General features: G+C 60.8%; 15 protein-coding genes. 13 read left to right on the top strand and 2 right to left on the bottom strand.

The genetic code is table 11. The annotated features are described in order from the left end of the window. Window positions 1-82: 82 nt before the first annotated feature. From miaB to trmB, 8 genes are all read left to right on the top strand, one after another. Window positions 83-1,525 (top strand): tRNA (N6-isopentenyl adenosine(37)-C2)-methylthiotransferase MiaB, encoded by a 1,443-nt coding sequence (gene miaB / locus METAC_RS0119610; RefSeq protein ID WP_084143804.1) that lies wholly within the window; start codon window positions 83-85, stop codon window positions 1,523-1,525. After that, window positions 1,522-2,586, top strand: coding sequence for a PhoH family protein (locus tag METAC_RS0119605; protein ID WP_026608321.1), 1,065 nt, complete (start codon window positions 1,522-1,524; stop codon window positions 2,584-2,586). Before miaB ends, METAC_RS0119605 begins: the two co-directional genes overlap by 4 nt. Further along, window positions 2,583-3,101, top strand: coding sequence for an rRNA maturation RNase YbeY (ybeY, locus tag METAC_RS0119600; protein WP_051335707.1), 519 nt, complete (start codon window positions 2,583-2,585; stop codon window positions 3,099-3,101). Before METAC_RS0119605 ends, ybeY begins: the two co-directional genes overlap by 4 nt. A gap of 5 nt (window positions 3,102-3,106) precedes the next feature. Continuing rightward, a complete protein-coding gene (locus METAC_RS24620; protein WP_084144060.1) occupies window positions 3,107-4,225 on the top strand; it encodes a hemolysin family protein in 1,119 nt (372 codons plus the stop codon). A 174-nt stretch (window positions 4,226-4,399) separates the two neighbouring features. Next, window positions 4,400-6,115 carry an apolipoprotein N-acyltransferase gene (lnt, locus tag METAC_RS0119585; RefSeq protein WP_051335706.1) on the top strand — a complete coding sequence of 572 codons (1,716 nt, stop codon included), beginning with the start codon at window positions 4,400-4,402 and terminating at the stop codon, window positions 6,113-6,115. A 193-nt stretch (window positions 6,116-6,308) separates the two neighbouring features. Continuing rightward, window positions 6,309-6,764 carry a helix-turn-helix domain-containing protein gene (locus tag METAC_RS0119580; protein ID WP_036256851.1) on the top strand — a complete coding sequence of 152 codons (456 nt, stop codon included), beginning with the start codon at window positions 6,309-6,311 and terminating at the stop codon, window positions 6,762-6,764. 527 nt (window positions 6,765-7,291) lie between these two features. Next, on the top strand, window positions 7,292-8,488 hold the full coding sequence (metK, locus tag METAC_RS0119565; RefSeq protein ID WP_026608315.1) for a methionine adenosyltransferase: 1,197 nt from the start codon (window positions 7,292-7,294) through the stop codon (window positions 8,486-8,488). Between the two features lie 29 nt (window positions 8,489-8,517). Further along, complete coding sequence (gene trmB / locus METAC_RS0119560) at window positions 8,518-9,306, top strand: tRNA (guanine(46)-N(7))-methyltransferase TrmB (RefSeq protein ID WP_084143802.1); 789 nt, start codon at window positions 8,518-8,520, stop codon at window positions 9,304-9,306. 102 nt (window positions 9,307-9,408) lie between these two features. On the opposite strand, the gene METAC_RS0119555 is transcribed toward trmB, so the two are convergent. After that, window positions 9,409-9,735, bottom strand: coding sequence for a hypothetical protein (locus tag METAC_RS0119555; RefSeq protein WP_026608313.1), 327 nt, complete (start codon window positions 9,733-9,735; stop codon window positions 9,409-9,411). Window positions 9,736-10,177: 442 nt separating this feature from the next. On the opposite strand from METAC_RS0119555, the gene METAC_RS0119545 reads away from it, so the two are divergent. Together METAC_RS0119545 and METAC_RS26630 are read left to right on the top strand one after the other, a co-directional pair. Further along, the gene (locus METAC_RS0119545) at window positions 10,178-11,020 is read left to right on the top strand and encodes a hypothetical protein (protein WP_156898287.1); all 843 of its coding nucleotides are present in this window, start codon (window positions 10,178-10,180) and stop codon (window positions 11,018-11,020) included. An 884-nt stretch (window positions 11,021-11,904) separates the two neighbouring features. After that, the gene (locus METAC_RS26630; protein WP_156898286.1) at window positions 11,905-12,489 is read left to right on the top strand and encodes a hypothetical protein; all 585 of its coding nucleotides are present in this window, start codon (window positions 11,905-11,907) and stop codon (window positions 12,487-12,489) included. A gap of 5 nt (window positions 12,490-12,494) precedes the next feature. Here the strand turns inward: METAC_RS26630 and METAC_RS0119525 are convergent, their stop codons facing one another. Continuing rightward, the gene (locus METAC_RS0119525; protein ID WP_026608309.1) at window positions 12,495-13,478 is read right to left on the bottom strand and encodes an IS1595 family transposase; all 984 of its coding nucleotides are present in this window, start codon (window positions 13,476-13,478) and stop codon (window positions 12,495-12,497) included. A gap of 105 nt (window positions 13,479-13,583) precedes the next feature. On the opposite strand from METAC_RS0119525, the gene METAC_RS0119520 reads away from it, so the two are divergent. The 3 genes from METAC_RS0119520 to METAC_RS24610 all read left to right on the top strand — a co-directional run bounded on the left by METAC_RS0119520 (window position 13,584) and on the right by METAC_RS24610 (window position 15,961). Next, a complete protein-coding gene (locus METAC_RS0119520) occupies window positions 13,584-13,823 on the top strand; it encodes a DUF6471 domain-containing protein (RefSeq protein WP_026608308.1) in 240 nt (79 codons plus the stop codon). Between the two features lie 18 nt (window positions 13,824-13,841). Then, on the top strand, window positions 13,842-14,762 hold the full coding sequence (locus METAC_RS26625; RefSeq protein WP_156898285.1) for a hypothetical protein: 921 nt from the start codon (window positions 13,842-13,844) through the stop codon (window positions 14,760-14,762). A gap of 68 nt (window positions 14,763-14,830) precedes the next feature. Next, window positions 14,831-15,961: a glycosyltransferase family 2 protein gene (locus METAC_RS24610; protein WP_084143801.1), complete on the top strand. Its 1,131-nt coding sequence runs from the start codon at window positions 14,831-14,833 to the stop codon at window positions 15,959-15,961. Window positions 15,962-15,995: the final 34 nt, after the last annotated feature.

Below are 15,995 nucleotides of genomic sequence, written 5' to 3'. Positions count from 1 at the left end.
CAGGGAACTTGCCTGTTTTCTGGATCGTCATATGGCTTTAGGATAGGCGTGAGAGGCTCGAGTCTCGAAGAACGCAGGGAATATGTCGGGTTTGAATGATTTGCACGAGGGGCCAGGCGTTTTGACCGAAGCCGCTCATCGCGCGGAAAGCGCGCCGCGGCGAAGGCTGTTCATTCAGTCCTTCGGCTGTCAGATGAATGTCTACGACGCGCAGCGCATGGCGGACCTTCTCGCGCCGGAGGGCTACGCGGAAACGTCACAGGCCGAAGACGCCGACGTCATCGTATTGAACACCTGCCATATTCGCGAGCGCGCCGCCGAGAAGATTTTTTCCGAGCTCGGCAAGCTGCGCGCCGTCAAGTCGGAGCGCGCGGCCTCGGGACGCGACACCAAGATCGTCGTCGCGGGTTGCGTCGCGCAAGCCGAAGGCGGCGAGATCTTCCGCCGCCAAAAGGCCGTGGACGCCGTCGTCGGCCCGCAAAGCTATCATCGCCTGCCCGAGCTTTTGCGCCGCGCGGAAACGGAGCGCGGCCTCGTCGAGACCGAATTTCCGGCGCAAGACAAGTTCGATTTCCTTGTTCCTCCCACGCCGGAACAGGTTCGCAAGCGCGGGGTCAGCGCTTTCGTCACCGTCCAGGAAGGCTGCGACAAATTCTGCAGCTTTTGCGTCGTGCCCTATACGCGCGGCGCGGAAAGCTCGCGGCCGGTCGCCGAGATCGTCGCCGAGGTCAAGACGCTTGTTTCCGCAGGCGTGCGCGAGGTCACTCTGCTCGGCCAAAACGTCAACGCCTATCATGGCGCGAACGGCGCTGGAGGCGCCGCCTCTCTCGCGGAGCTTTGCGCGCGAATCGCAGCGACGCCCGGCCTCGCCCGAATTCGCTACACGACCAGCCATCCCAACGATATGAGCGCCGACCTGATCGCGGCCCATCGCGATGAGGCCGCGCTGATGCCCTTCCTCCATCTGCCGGTCCAGGCGGGCTCGGACCGTATCCTCGCCGCGATGAACCGGAAGCATAAGAGCGCGGATTATGTGGCGCTCGTCGCCGAGATCCGCGCGGCGCGGCCGGACATCGCACTCTCGTCCGATTTCATCGTCGGCTTCCCCGGCGAAACGGAGGCGGATTTCGAAGCCACGCTCGATCTGGTCGAGCGGGTGGGATTCGCCAGCGCATTTTCGTTCAAATATTCGCCCCGACTCGGCACGCCCGGATCCGATCTCGAGAATCAAGTCGAGGAAAGCGTGAAATCAACGCGCTTGTCCCGGCTTCAGGCTTTGCTTGAGGCTCAGCGCCAAGCTTTCAACCACGCGCTGGTTGGAAGCGTCGTCGAGGTCTTGTTCGAAAAGCCCGGCCGCCACCCCGGCCAGATCGCCGGCAAGACGCCCTACATGCAGGCCGTTCACGCCGAGGGCTCAGCCGATCTCATTGGCGAAACATGCCCCGTCGAGATCGTCGCGGCGGGCTCGAACTCGCTGTTCGGCCGCGTGGCGCCGAGCCGCGCCGCCCGAGAGGTTCCGATTTGAAACCAAACGATCGAGCCGCCCAGCTCGTCCGCCCCGAGGCCAAGCCGCTCCTCGGCGAGGCCGAGACGGTCGAGATCAACCTCGTTTTCGAGGACAATCGCTACGCCGCTCTTGTGTTTGGCCAATACGATCAAAATCTCGCCAAGCTGGAGCGTCGGCTCGGCGTGATCGCCAACGCCAACGGAAATCTCGTCACGATCAAGGGCGCGCCGGAAGCCTGCGAGCACGCCCGCCGCGCACTCGAAACCCTCCATGCGCGGGTCAAGCTCGGCCAGCCGGTGAGCCTCGGCGACGTCGACGGCGCGATTCAAGAAGGCGCATTGCAAGGCTCGCTTTTTCCCAGTGAAGCGGAGGTCGGGCGGGTCGTTTTCGAGCAGATCGGCACGCGCCGCAGCGGCTCCGTGCGCGCCCGCAACGCCGCCCAGGACCTTTATCTGCGCGCTCTCAAGCGTCATGAGCTCGTCTTCGCGGAGGGACCCGCAGGCACAGGCAAGACCTGGCTCGCCGTCGGCTACGCGGTCCTGCTTCTCGAGCAAGGGGCCGTGGAGCGGCTGATCCTCTCGCGGCCAGCGGTGGAGGCTGGCGAAAGGCTCGGCTTTCTGCCCGGGGACATGCGCGAAAAAGTGGACCCCTATCTGCGTCCGATTTTCGACGCCTTGGCCGATTTCATGGACGCCCGCATGCTCGAGCGCGGCATGCAGACAGGCATGATCGAGGTCGCCCCGCTCGCCTTCATGCGCGGCCGCACCTTGAGCCGGGCCTGCATTCTGCTCGACGAGGCGCAAAACGCGACGACGATGCAAATGAAGATGTTCCTGACGCGGCTCGGCGAAGGCTCGCGTATGATCGTGACCGGCGACCCGACGCAGACCGACCTGCCGCCGGGGCAAAAGTCCGGCCTGAGCGAGGCGATCGAGCTTCTCTCCGGCCTCGACGGCATCGGCCATGTCGTGTTTCGAGAAACCGACGTCGTCCGCCATGATCTCGTCCGCCGGATCGTCGGGGCTTATGAAGCGGCGGCTCGCCGGGCCGGCCCCGGCGCCGAGAAAGCGCGCAAATGACATCCGCGCAACCGACCCCTGCGCAAAGCGCCCCCACGATCGAACTCGCGATCGAAGCCGAGGGCTGGACTGGTTTCGAGCAGCCCCTTCGTCTCGCCGAGGAGACGATCGGCGCTGCAGCGGCGCTCGGCGGCGTCGCACTCGCCGAAGGCGCCGAGGTCAGCGTCTTGCTTTGCGACGACGCCTTCATCGCGGACCTCAACCGCAAATGGCGCGGCCTCGACCGCCCGACGAATGTCCTTTCCTTCCCGTCCGGGGGCGATCTGAGCGAAACTCCGATCCTGGGAGATATCGCAATCGCCTATGAAACCGCCGCCAGAGAGGCGCAGGAAGCCGGCAAGCCGCTGAGGGATCATGTCGCCCATCTTCTCGCCCATGGCTTCCTGCATCTGATCGGCTATGATCATATCGACGAAGACGAAGCGCTGGAGATGGAGGCGCTCGAGCGGGAGATCCTCGCGCGGCTCGGGATCGACGATCCTTACAAGGAAGCCGAGGCCGCGGCCGCGAATTGACGATCATGACAACCGAACGCGACATGCTCCAAGTGAGCGAAGGCGGAACCGACAGGCCGGCAGCTGAAGCCTCGCCCAGTCTTTTCGAGCGGCTGCGCGCCCTCTTTGGTCTGGGCGGCGCCTCGATCCGCGACGACATCCAGGACGCGCTGGCCGACACCTCGACCGATGCGGGCTTTTCGCCGCACGAGCGCGCCATGCTGAAGAACGTGCTCTCGCTGCACGCCTTCCGAGTGGCGGACGTCATGGTGCCGCGCGCCGACATCATCTCGGTCTCGCTCGAGGCCAGCCTGCTCGACGTGCTTGCGACCTTTCGCTCGGCGGGGCATTCCCGCCTGCCGGTGCATGGCGACACGCTCGATGACCCGCGCGGCATGGTGCATATACGCGACTTCGTGGCCTATTTCGCCGAGACCGCCGTGGACGCACCGCACGCCGAGCCCGCATCCGCGCCGACGGCGCAGGACACGCCGCCCGAGACCACTGCGGAGGCCGAGCCTGCGCCGTCTCGCGCGGCGAACGGACCGGAGAGAAGCCCTCATGCGGCATGGATCGAGCCCTTCAGGCTCGACGTCGCCTTGTCGCAAGCGAATATCTTGCGGCCCGTTCTTTTCGTGCCTCCCTCCATGCCGGCGCTCGACCTTCTGCTGAAGATGCAGGCCACGCGGACGCATATGGCGCTGGTCATCGACGAATATGGCGGGACCGAGGGACTCGCCACCATCGAGGACATTGTCGAGACGATCGTCGGCGACATCGAGGATGAGCATGACCTCGATGAAAGCCCCAAGATCGACGCCACGGCCGAAGGCGCCTTTATCGTCGACGCGCGGGCGAGCCTCGAGGACGTCTCCAACGCCATCGAAGCCGACCTGACCGAGCTCAGCGACGCCGAGGAGGTCGACACGCTGGGCGGGCTGATCTCGAGCCTCGCCGGCCATGTGCCGGTGCGCGGGGAGATCATCGTCGAAGGCGGGCTCGAATTCGAAGTGCTCGACGCCGATCCGCGCCGCGTGAAGCGAATCAAGATCCATATCGGCCACATCCGCCGTGCGGCTGCGTCGGGCGCGCGCACGGATCATGCGCAAGACGATAAAACCGACGTCTCGTCGCCGGGGGCATGAGCCGACGGATGTCGGAGCGTGGGGCGTCTTAGATCTCGAAAAACTTCGCCGAAGTCTGGCGTCGCGCTCGCTCATCCAGCGGAGCCGCTGTTTTATTTGCGCCGGACGCCATCACGAAAATGGCGCGAATAGCGCATAAGAGCGCCCCCGAGACTTAAACCTTTGGAACATTGCATGCGCGCGCTCGCCGCCTGGATCACTCGCGCCGAGAGTTGGCGAAGGAGTCTGCTCGCCTTCGCTGTTGGAGCGGTCGGCGCGCTCGCCATGGCCCCCTTCGATTTTCTTCCCCTGATGATGGTCTCAATGACCGTCGGCGTCTGGCTGATCGATGGATCAGCGGAGGCGAAGGCCATATATTCGGCGCGCCCGCGCGGATTCGCCGCCCGTCTCGTCCCGCCGCGGGCGACCAGACGCGCCTTCGCGGCTGGCTGGTGGTGGGGCTTTGGCTATTTCGTCGCGGGCCTCTGGTGGCTCGGCGCGGCTTTTCTCGTCGACGCCGACGAGTTCGCCTGGGCGCTGCCGCTCGGAGTCCTCGGTCTGCCCGCAGTCCTGGCCTTTTTCCCGGCCTTTGGTTTCGCCCTGGCGCATCTCCTGTGGTCGTCGGGACCAGGCCGGCTTTTCGCCTTCGCCGCCGGGCTCACATTGGCGGAATGGCTACGCGGCCATGTCTTGACCGGCTTTCCCTGGAATAATTTCGGCATGGCGCTCGGCGACCATCTGGTCACCGCCCAATTGGCCTCGGTCATCGGCCTTTACGGGCTCGCCGCCATCACGATCCTTCTGTCTTCGGCCCCAGCGGTCCTGGCCGACGCCGCGCCTAAACCGGGCGCGCGCGACGGAAGCTTGCGGCGATGGGCGTCCGCGCCCGCAGGCGTAATGCTTTTCGCTCTCCTCGCTTTCGCCGCCATCTGCGGCTTCGGCGCCCTTCGCCTCGCGACGGCCGATCGCGCCGACGTCGCCGGAGTGACGCTGCGCATCATGCAGCCCAATCTCCCCCAAGACGACAGGTTCAGACCGGAGAACAAGGCAGAGATTCTCGCGCATTACCTGCGGCTGTCGGATTTGGAGAGCGCGACCTCGCCAGCCGGCGTGACGGTCCTGATCTGGCCGGAATCGGCCTTTCCGTTCATCTTGTCGCGCGATCGCCAGGCGCTGGCTCTGATCGGCGCCTTCTTGTCGCCAAGAACCGTTCTCGTTACCGGCGCCGCGCGGCAGGAGAATGGCGTTCCGCCCCCGCCCGAGGTGGTCTTGGCGGCTGATGCGCGTCCGCGCCCGCGCTATTACAACGCCGTGCAAGTGATCGCGAGCGGCGGGCGCATCCTCGACAGTTACGACAAAGTGCATCTTGTTCCGTTCGGCGAGTATTTGCCGCTTCGGTCAATCCTGGAGGTCTTGGGCCTCCGCAATTTCGTGCACGTGCCCGGCGGATTCGAAGCCGGGCCGGAGAGGCGGACGCTCGCGGTCCCCGGCCTGCCGATCGTCTCGCCGCTCGTTTGCTACGAGGCGATCTTTCCAGGCGAGGTGGAGCCCGATTGGTCGAACGGCCCGCGGCCCGGACTCTTGCTCAATTTGACCAATGACGGCTGGTTCGGGGCGACCGCCGGCCCTCATCAGCATTTCGCGCAGGCGAGGCTGCGCGCGATCGAGGAAGGCCTGCCCCTCATTCGCGCCGCCAACACCGGCATTTCCGCCATCATCGACCCCTATGGTCGCATTCTCGCCCAGTTGCCCCTCGGCGCCGAAGGCCTGCTCCAGGGCGCCCTGCCGCAGAGCATCGCCCGCCCGATCTTCGCCAAGGCGCCTTTCTCCTGCGCGTTCGTCGTCTGGATCGCGATGCTTCTGGCGGCCGTTGTGGCCCGGCGGAATGATTTGACAAGAGGTTACGACTGATCTTTATTCATATTTGTTTATGACGCGCTTTTTTCCGCTCCGAAGTTAGGAGATCGGACGCGACCCTTTGGCAGTTCTGGAAGTCAATTGCGGCGAGCGCTGGGGTTTCCCATTGGTAGCGCCGGACGCAGAAAGCTCTACAATAAAGGAAGAACGCCTGGCGATGAGTGAAGCAAGTCTGACGATGAGCAAAATGAAGAAGGTCCCGAACCCGATCGACCGGCATGTCGGCAGCCGCGTTCGAATGCGGCGCGTGATCCTCGGCATGAGCCAGGAAAAGCTCGGCGAAGCCTTGGGACTGACATTCCAGCAAGTGCAAAAATACGAGAAGGGCGCAAACAGGATCGGGGCCAGCCGATTGCAGCAGATCTCGCGGACTCTCGACGTTCCGCCGGCTTTCTTCTTCGAGGGTGCGCCCTCCTTCGAAACCGTCCCCAATGGCGAAAACGGCCATGCCGGCGTCGCGGAAGATTCCCATACGAGCTATGTCGCGGATTTCTTATCCACCGCCGAGGGCCTGCATCTCAATATGGCCTTCGCGCGGATCCACGATCCGAAGGTCCGCAAGCGGATCATCGATCTCGTGACGGCCTTGGCCGGAGACGAGACGAATGGACGGGACCGGTCTGAAGACGACCCGGTCGACTGAGCCCGTGTCTTGACGCTGTCGCTACGCCGCTTTTGCCGAGCGCAGCGCCCGACTATTCCCTTCGCCTGTAAAGGATCGCCAGAGCCTTTTGCGCCGTCGCGACTTACGCGGCTCGGCCCATGACGCGCCGTCCGCCACGCGCCACAGCTCCGGACATGGAACAAAAACGATCGCGAGCCCGCTCTGATTGAGCGATGACGCCGCTTTCGCCTCGTATTGTCCGAAATCCCGTTGAACCTTATCCGTTTGGTCAATGAGATAAGGCTCACTCAAGGGCTTAACGCGTTTTCCGATGGAGTTGACGGTCTCAATTCAGTCGCCGCTTTGGCGAGCCGCCGTTCTGTCTATCGAACGTTTCCAGCCAAATCGCTTGACAAAACGAACAAGTTATTTCTACATCCCGGGCTTGTCACGCCCAGGCCGGCGCGTCTCCAACGCCGACGCCCGCCTTTGGAGCGCGACCGATAATCTTCGCCGCCATTTGAAATTCGCCGCACCTTTGATTTTTTCGCCCATGGAGACGAGCAGTGCCCCGCGCGAACTATCTTTTCACCAGTGAATCTGTCTCGGAAGGGCATCCCGATAAGGTTTGCGACCGGATTTCCGACGAGATCGTCGACTTGTTCTTCCGCGAGGGCGCAAAATCCGGCGTCGATCCCTATCAGATCCGCGTCGCCTGCGAGACTCTGGCGACGACCAATCGCGTTGTCATCGCCGGCGAGGTTCGCGGCCCGGCCATCTCGAAAGAGCAGATCGAGGCGACGGCGCGGGACGCGATCAAGAACATTGGCTACGAGCAGGACGGCTTTCACTGGCGGAACGCCAATGTCGACGTGGTTCTTCACGCCCAATCGGCCGACATCGCGCAAGGCGTCGACGCGAGCGGCAATAAGGATGAAGGCGCCGGCGATCAAGGCATTATGTTCGGTTACGCCTGCCGTGAGACGCCGGAATTGATGCCGGCGCCGCTTTTTTATGCGCATAAAATCCTCGAGACCCTCGCCAAAGCCAGAAAAGCTGGTGAGGGCGACGCCGCCAAGCTCGGGCCGGACGCGAAAAGTCAAGTGACTGTCAGATATGTCGACGGTAAGCCGGTCGGGGTGACCCAGATCGTGCTCTCGACCCAGCATCTCGACGAGAATTTGAGCTCGTCCGACGTCCGCGCGATCGTCGAGCCTTACATTCGGGCGACGCTGCCGGAAGGCTGGATCAACCCAGAGACGGTTTGGCACGTGAACCCCACCGGAAAATTCGTCATCGGGGGACCTGACGGCGACACCGGTCTGACCGGCCGCAAGATCATCGTGGACACTTACGGCGGCGCGGCGCCCCATGGCGGCGGCGCTTTTTCTGGAAAGGACCCGACGAAGGTCGACCGCTCGGCGGCCTATGCCGCCCGCTATCTCGCCAAGAATGTCGTCGCGGCCGGACTTGCCGATCGCGTGACCATTCAGCTGGCCTATGCGATCGGCGTCGCCGATCCACTGTCCATTTATGTCGATACCCATGGCACCGGGAAAGTCTCCGAGGATCGCCTGGAGGCAGCGCTCGGGCAGAGCATGAGACTTTCGCCGCGCGGAATCCGGGAGCATCTCAATCTCAACCGGCCGATCTATGCGCGGACCTCCGCTTACGGACATTTTGGCCGCGCGCCCGACGTCGAGGGCGGCTTTTCCTGGGAAAATACGGACCTCGCGGACAAGATCAAAGCTTATCTCGCCTGAACTCTCGCAAAGACCGTTCGGCGGCTCGGATGACGCGAAAAAGGCAATTCGGCGAGCCGGCCGCCGGGGGTCCCGCTTCGCCGACGCCCGAGAATTTCTCAAGTCCCGATTTGGCGAGGCCCGATCTTTCGGCGGAGACTCCGGACCGCCCCCGGGGCCTTTACGGCCGCCGCAAAGGAAAGAGGCTGCGCTACCGGCAGGCTGAGCTGCTGCGGACGGTCCTTCCCGGCGCCGCTCTGGACGCCTCCCGGCCAATTTCCGACCCCCCGTCGCTTTTTCTTGAAAAGCCGACCGCGATCTGGCTCGAAATCGGGTTCGGCGCCGGCGAGCATCTCGCCGCCGAGGCCCGCCTGCACCCCGATCTCGGCTTTATCGGCTGCGAAGCCTATCTGAACGGAGTCGCCAAGGCCGTGGCCCTCATCGAGGAGGGACATTTGACGAATGTGCGCCTTTATAATGGAGACGCGCGCGCCGTGATCGAGGCGATACCCGAAAATTCCTTGGATGGAGTCTATCTTCTCTATCCAGACCCTTGGCCGAAACGACGACAGCGCAAGCGGCGATTCCTCTCCGATGAGATGCTCACGGTCCTCGCGAGCCGCATGCGTCCTGGCGCCGAGCTGCGCTTTGCAACCGACATAGACGACAATGCCGGCTGGACCTTAGCCCGCGTGCTGAGGTCGCCAGATTTCCGCTGGGCGGCCGAAAACGCCTCGGACTGGCTGCAACCCTGGCAGGGTTGGGAAGGAACGCGATATGAGTCCAAGGCTCTTCGCGAGGAACGCCGGCCGGTCTATCTCACCTTCCAGCGTTCATAAAAGCTTTCGACTGCTGTGGCGCGCGCCGGCTGAAAGGCCCGAATCCTCGCGCGGAAGGACGAATGCTCGCGGCTCACGCGTCATTCCAGATTGATCGCAGCCTTAATGTCGGATGCGCCGGTGACGGATAGAACGCGGGCTCAAGGCAGCAGCCGAGGATATCGGACGCCCCTCCAACGCGCCTCTCTTGACCCGTAAGGGGGCGCGCGGAAACATCTTTAAAATCAAGCCCGTAAAATAGCCGACTTGAAGGCTCGTGATCAGTGCGGCCATCATTATGACCGCGCCGACCAGGCTCTGCGCCGGCTGAAACGAATTAGAGAAAACAAGAACGATCAGCACTGCGCAGGTCGGCCAAAGGACATAGACCCTAAAAAACAACGCAAGCGTGAGTCCTAAAAATGCACTTCCCGCAATGGCAATAAGCATGGCGCCGCCTCCCGGCGATGATTTTTTTGAATTTAATTATTTTGACAGAAATTTTAACGCCATCAAGTGTTATTCATCAGAATATCGCTTGAACGCGGCACAGCCTTAATATTCCGCGTAAAAACGTCGATCATATGGACGAATTTCGGCTAGATCTGAGCTTTTATCTTCCTCCCGATCGCGCAACGATACTGCTTCACTTAAGCTAGATCTGATGCTTTCACGCCCCCCTGAAACGAGGGCGCAGGGCCACGCGACAACCGCCCTGACCCGACGGAACTCGATAGTCAAGCTCCTGATGAATGTTGTATAGGTTAAGGCAACATTTGCTGGACCTGTGAATTTTCGAATGAATTTCCAGTCCGTCGACCGAAACCAATCACCGGTCGGCCCGAGGAGCCTCGGTCCGCCTTCTCCGCCAACATCGACGGCGCTCGCCGACGTGGCGGCCGATCGCCATTTGGACGGGCTGACGGTCGAGCTCGCCTTTTTGTCTCGTTATGGCGCGCCTCCCGAGTTTCTCCGCCTTGTCCAGGCTCAAGCGCGGGAACAGGCGATTTCCCCCGACGCCGCCTTGCTCGCCACCGGCGTCGTCGACGAGTCGTTCTACTACAGCTCCATCGCGCGCCATCTCGGCTTGCCGTTCACGCAAACCGACCACGCGCTCGGGGCCGGCGCCCGCTACCCCCATTCCATTCACGCCGGCGTCGCTCCCCTGCAAGGAGACATGGGCCTGCATTGGCTCGCAGCGCCGCGCGGCGCCGCTCTCGCCGATCTCCTTCGCGCGGGCGGCGGTCATCATCTGGCGAGCGCCGGCCTCGCCATCACCACGCCCGCCCATTTGTCGCGGCTCGTCCAGGCTTTCGCCGCGCCGACCATCGCGGCCGCAGCGAGCCTCGGCCTTTCGAGCGTCGACCCAAGCTTTTCGGCAAAGGACGGCGCGACGGAGGCGCAACGCCGGATCGCCGTCATAGCGGTCGCGATCGCGGCCCTCCTGCTCGCCCTGGCGCCCACTTTCGCCTGGACTACATTGTCTCTCAGTTTGAACGGCTTGTTCCTGGCGGCGATCATGTTGCGCCTCTTCGCCGGCTCGGCGAGCGTCGCTGCGGCGAGCCCGCCCTCTCCTATCCGGCTCCCAGACCGGATGCTCCCGACCTATTCGATCGTCATCGCCCTCCATCGTGAAGCGCGCATCGTGGCGCAGCTCGCGACGGCGCTGCAAGCGATCGACTATCCCGGTATTATGGCGCAACCGCCACAAGAAATCAGTCAGCCCAGCGCCTAAATCTGCCCCATGGCAGAGATACGCACAGTTACGACCCTTCGCTCCAAAAGAGCGGAAATCATCGCCTCAATCGCGAACTATGAAAAGAAGCTCGCGCAAGCGCGGGCCGACCTGGCGCACATAACCGCAGCGATCACGATCTTTGAGGCATCGGGCGATCGGGAAGAAATCCCGCCCTATGTCGATATTCATCGCTGCTTCAAGCGAGGCGAGGCCATCGCCTTATGCAAGGAAGCTTTGGCGCAAGGCCCGCTCAATACGCGCCAGCTAGCCTTGAAGGTCATGGCAGCGAAGGGGCTCGACACTGGCGACAAGGTACTCGCTAAGGCTGTCGCGGCCCGGCTTATCCATGCGTTGCGCCAGCAATGCCGGAGAGGGATGATTGATGGGACGGAGAAGCGCGGGGGCGTCCGAGTGTGGAGCTTATTCGTGGCAAGGCCGCCACATCAACGCGCTCATGAAAATATTTTTTGAATTATTGACAGGCCTATCCGCAGGCTAAGGCCTGTAACATAAACTTTCATTCCTGTCAATGGGCGATTGACTGGCAACCATATGCTGTGACTTTGATTGTTACGCCGATATGCGGAGTGTGTGGCAGCTCTCCGTTAATGCTTATTATTGAGACCATAGTCTGTGCCTAGCACAGACGCCCTTCTGCGGCTTTGCCGCAGGCCCTATCTCATTTGCCCTGAAAAGGGATCAGCCATGACCTTCGATTCAATCTGTGGCCAAACTGTCGGGCCTTTTGATCCGCTAACGGCCGAACAAACTAATTATCACACGATCCAGACGAAAAATGAGACCGCGCTTCCTATTGACTCCGGCGACCAATTCGAGGGGATTGTCACGCTTGAGCAAAGTGATTTTGATGAATTTATCCAATGCATGACGACTCCAAAACAGCCAACAGAAGCGATCCGCAAGGGGACACAGCTCTTGAAGTTGCTCCGAGGCCAGAGCCTTTAAACACTGTTTTATTGGCTGAACGTCACTTAACTGCTGACTTCAAATCTTCGAGAAGCGAGCGGATCTCAAATTTTTTTTCAACCGAAGCAAAAATATGGATTCCTAAAAACTATTGTCGAGCCTTCGTCATTCAAAACCCGGAGTCCCCAAATCATATTTTGGGGTTTTATACATTATCTGCGGCGTTGATCCAGAAATCTAATCTTATCAACCGCGACGATCGGAAGGCCCCACGTGGCATTCCTGTCCCTATGATTAGAATCGGTTTCATGGGGCGTGATGATTTAGCCCCACAGGGACTTGGTGTTGCCTTGATAATAGATGCAGCACGGCGCATTCACCGTAATCCAGATATCGCGGCTTGGGGAATCGTGCTCGAAAGCGAAGGTGGTCGCGACAATTCAAGTCTCTATCAGTGGTACAAAACACTGGGATTCGAAGGTTGCAAAGGCAATGAGTTTTCATTGTATGCGCCACTTGATAGCTTACGAAACGAATAGCGTCATCAAATAGCTTTCGTGCGCTGCCAATATCCGCTGAAATCCACAGACGGCCCGCGCCGCATCGCCAGACCAGAAACCATATGAACCTGCTCGCCGTTGCTTATCCGGCGATGGTCCTCCCGCCAAGATGCCTCTTGCGCGTAACGAAGCAGGTACGGCCCGGCAATATGATGATGATGGCCTTGCTCGGCGCGGCGCATGCGGCTGAAAAATTCTTCCGCCCAATTCGTGCAAGCGCCGTCTAGGCTGTAGGCCTCTTGGTGATTGATGCGCTTCATCTCGTATTGAGCATGCAGCGCGTCCCAAGAGCTTCCTTCGTCCGCATTGATGACGGTTCCCTTGGCAATGCGCGAGCGGATGAATGAAAGAGCCTGCCCTTCGGTGCGGAAGACGGCCGGAAGCGAACGGCCATTACGCTCGCGGACGATGACGACAGCTTGGCGCTTGCCGTTTTGGTTGCGGCCTAAGCGGCGATCGACGCGGTTTTCCTTGATGTTTGCCGGCTTGATGTATCCGCCAAAATACCCGCCGTCGATCTCGGCGACCTTGCCTTCGCCGCCGACCGTGCGGCCCTTCATTTCCTCTGCCATTGCTTCCCGCAGTTTGTGCAAGAGGACGAAGGCGGCCTTGTAAGACAATCCGAGATCGCGAGAGATCGCCAGAGCGGACTTCCCCTTCACTTCATTGCAGAAGATCGCGATGGCCGCGAGATAGCCGCGTAGCGGGAGTTTATGCGAGGCAAACAGCGTCCCGCTGGTGACAGTGAAGTCCTTCTTGCAGGCCTTGCAGCGGAACCGGAGCGAGCCATTTGGGCGCCGGCACTCATAGGGCTCCAGCCCGCCGCAATGGGGGCAGACAGGCTTCCCTTCCGTCTCGGGCCAACGGACTTTGCAGAACATCGTCTCAGCTTCCGCGTCCGACATGCGGAAGACCTGAGCGAGGCTCAGGGTCTTGGCAGGGCGGGAGAGGAGGAAATGCTGCGACATATTCGCTACCTATCGAATTTGATAGCTAACGAATATGGTAGGTTTGACAGCCTGTCAACAACAATCTATCGTTTTTGATAGCTCTCTTAAACGATAGGCTTGGCTATGGGATTCGCAAAGACCGAAGAGGAATGGCAAGCGCGAGCTAGCTCTTTTTTGAAAGCCAAAATGAAGGAAGCTGGCGTCACCTATGTTGAGCTTGTGGACCGGCTGAAAGAGCACGGCTTTGAAGAGACCGAAGCCTCTATCACGATGAAGCTAAAGCGGGGGACATTCGCCGCGACATTTTTGCTGGCCTGCCTTGCAGCGCTAGAGCTAGAAGGCATAAGGTTAGACGACTTTTAATAAATTGGTATTTTGGAAATGGTTATTAAGGCGTGGGGGCCGCTATTTGCGCTGTTAGCGCTCTTTGGAGCTAGCCTCTTTGGTTTATTGGGCGTGGAACATCCCGAACCACATAGTAGCGGCCAGCCAGCCGTAGCCCCATATCATAATCGCGATTCCCGCAAGTTTGCTGCGACGCTGGATCATAATCAATATTATGATAAAGGAGAGCAAAAAAGTCATTGGGTTGAGCAAATTTTTGAGAAGCCCACCGATACTTTGCTTGTCATATTCAACGGTCTTTTGGTGCTCTTTACGTATCTCCTTTATTACGCCACTGCTGGTTTGTTTAGGGAAACTGCCGGGCTGCGCATTGCCGCTGATCAACAAGCGGCCGATATGAAAGACACTATCTCTGCGGCTCGTGATTCTGCTAATGCAGCAATACTTGCTGTTGGCACCGAGAGGGCGTGGATATGCTTTGAAACTGTTGAAAGTTTTCCTTCCTTTAATAGCAGGATAAATGAAATCTCGTTCCAAAGGGCCGTAGGGTTCTCCGTTCGTTGGAAGAACTTTGGTAGGACACCCGCTATCGGCGTAATTATTTTCATCGACCATAGGATCATTAATCAGAGTGATGATACCCCTATCTTTGAAGAGGATATCCCCGTCTTTGGGGCAAATTGGCAAGAATCGCGCGGGGATTTCCCAGTTGGCCCAGGGGCTTCTGCCAATTCTACTCCACGCGCTATAGGAGATCTCGAATTGGCTGCTGTGTTGAGCGGGAGTAAAATAATGTTCCTTTATAGCGCCGTGAAGTATACAGATATTTTTAATAGCACCACAAGGGTCTCTGAGGTTTGCCTTCGTATCCAAGGAAATGGAATGATGCAAAAAAAGGGGATTGAGGTACCAAACTGGAGAATTAATCCAGTAGGAAAACAGAATACTACAAGATAGAAGCGCGCCCAGCGCAGCCGCCCTCACTCACTGACTCCTTTCGGAATCAGATGGGGGACTGGAGCTAAATCGCTTGTGGCAGTTGCGCCATAATACCGGACTATCCGCGCGGCAAGCTCGACATCAAGCTCGTCGTCGAGTCGGATGACCACCCCACCCGTCTCGCGCTCGAAGCTTTGCGCCTACCGCCGACCTATGAGATCGTCGTCGCGCCGCCTGGGTCGCCGCGCACGAAACCGCGCGCGCTCAATGTCGCCCTGCCGCTCCTCCGCGGCCAATTCGTGGCGGTCTTCGACGCGGAGGACGCCCCCTCGGCCCTGCAGCTCCGCGAGGCGGCCGAGCGCTTCTTGCGCGAGCCCCGCCGGCTCGCCTGTCTTCAAGCGCGGCTGACGATCGACAATATCGAGGATTCTTGGCTGACCCGGATGTTCTCGATCGAATATGCGTCGCTGTTCGACGTTCTGAACCCCGGGACCGCTGCGCTTCGCCTGCCGCCGCCGCTCGGAGGGTCGTCGAACCATTTCCGCGCTGACGTGCTGCACGAAGTGTGCGGCTGGGACGCCTGGAACGTGACCGAGGACGCCGACCTCGGCCTTCGGCTCGCCCGTTTCGGCTATCGCGCGGGCACGCTGCCTTCCCACACCCAGGAGGAAGCGCCGAGCAGGTTCAGCGCCTGGCTCACGCAAAGGCGGCGCTGGTCCAAGGGATGGATGCAAACGCTGATCACCCTGAGCCGGCATCCGCGCCGCCTCGTCGCCGAGGTCGGAGCAATCAACGCCGGAGCGTTGGTTCTAATGCTGACGAGCCTCGTCCTCGCGCCGCCGCTTTGGCCCTTTCTGACCGCCGCCACCATTTACGAGCTCGCCGCCTTCGGCCTGCCCCATCCGGCCACCGGGCTCGACTTCGTCATCGCGGCGCTCTGGGCTTCGGTGGTCCTTTTCGGCGGCGGCTCGGTGATCTGGCTCTCGCTGCTTGGCATGAAACGGCGCAAGCTCCTCGGCCTTTGGCCGTTTCTGCCGCTGCTTTTTCCCTATTATCTCATGATGTCGGCCGCCGCTTGGGCCGCGCTTTATGATTTGATCCTGCGTCCGCATCATTGGCACAAGACGGAGCACGGACTCGCGCGAAGCTCGCGACACAATATGGAGACGATCGCCGCCCGCGCCGCCGCCGCGAGAAACGCGCCCCCCGGAGCCTGATCCCGACGATTGTCGCCAGCCCGGCGCGCCCCCG

Source organism: Methylocapsa acidiphila B2 (assembly GCF_000427445.1).
Lineage (GTDB): Bacteria > Pseudomonadota > Alphaproteobacteria > Rhizobiales > Beijerinckiaceae > Methylocapsa > Methylocapsa acidiphila.
The sequence above is the reverse complement of the archived record's forward strand: the minus strand, read 5'-3'. Positions and strand labels throughout refer to the sequence as shown.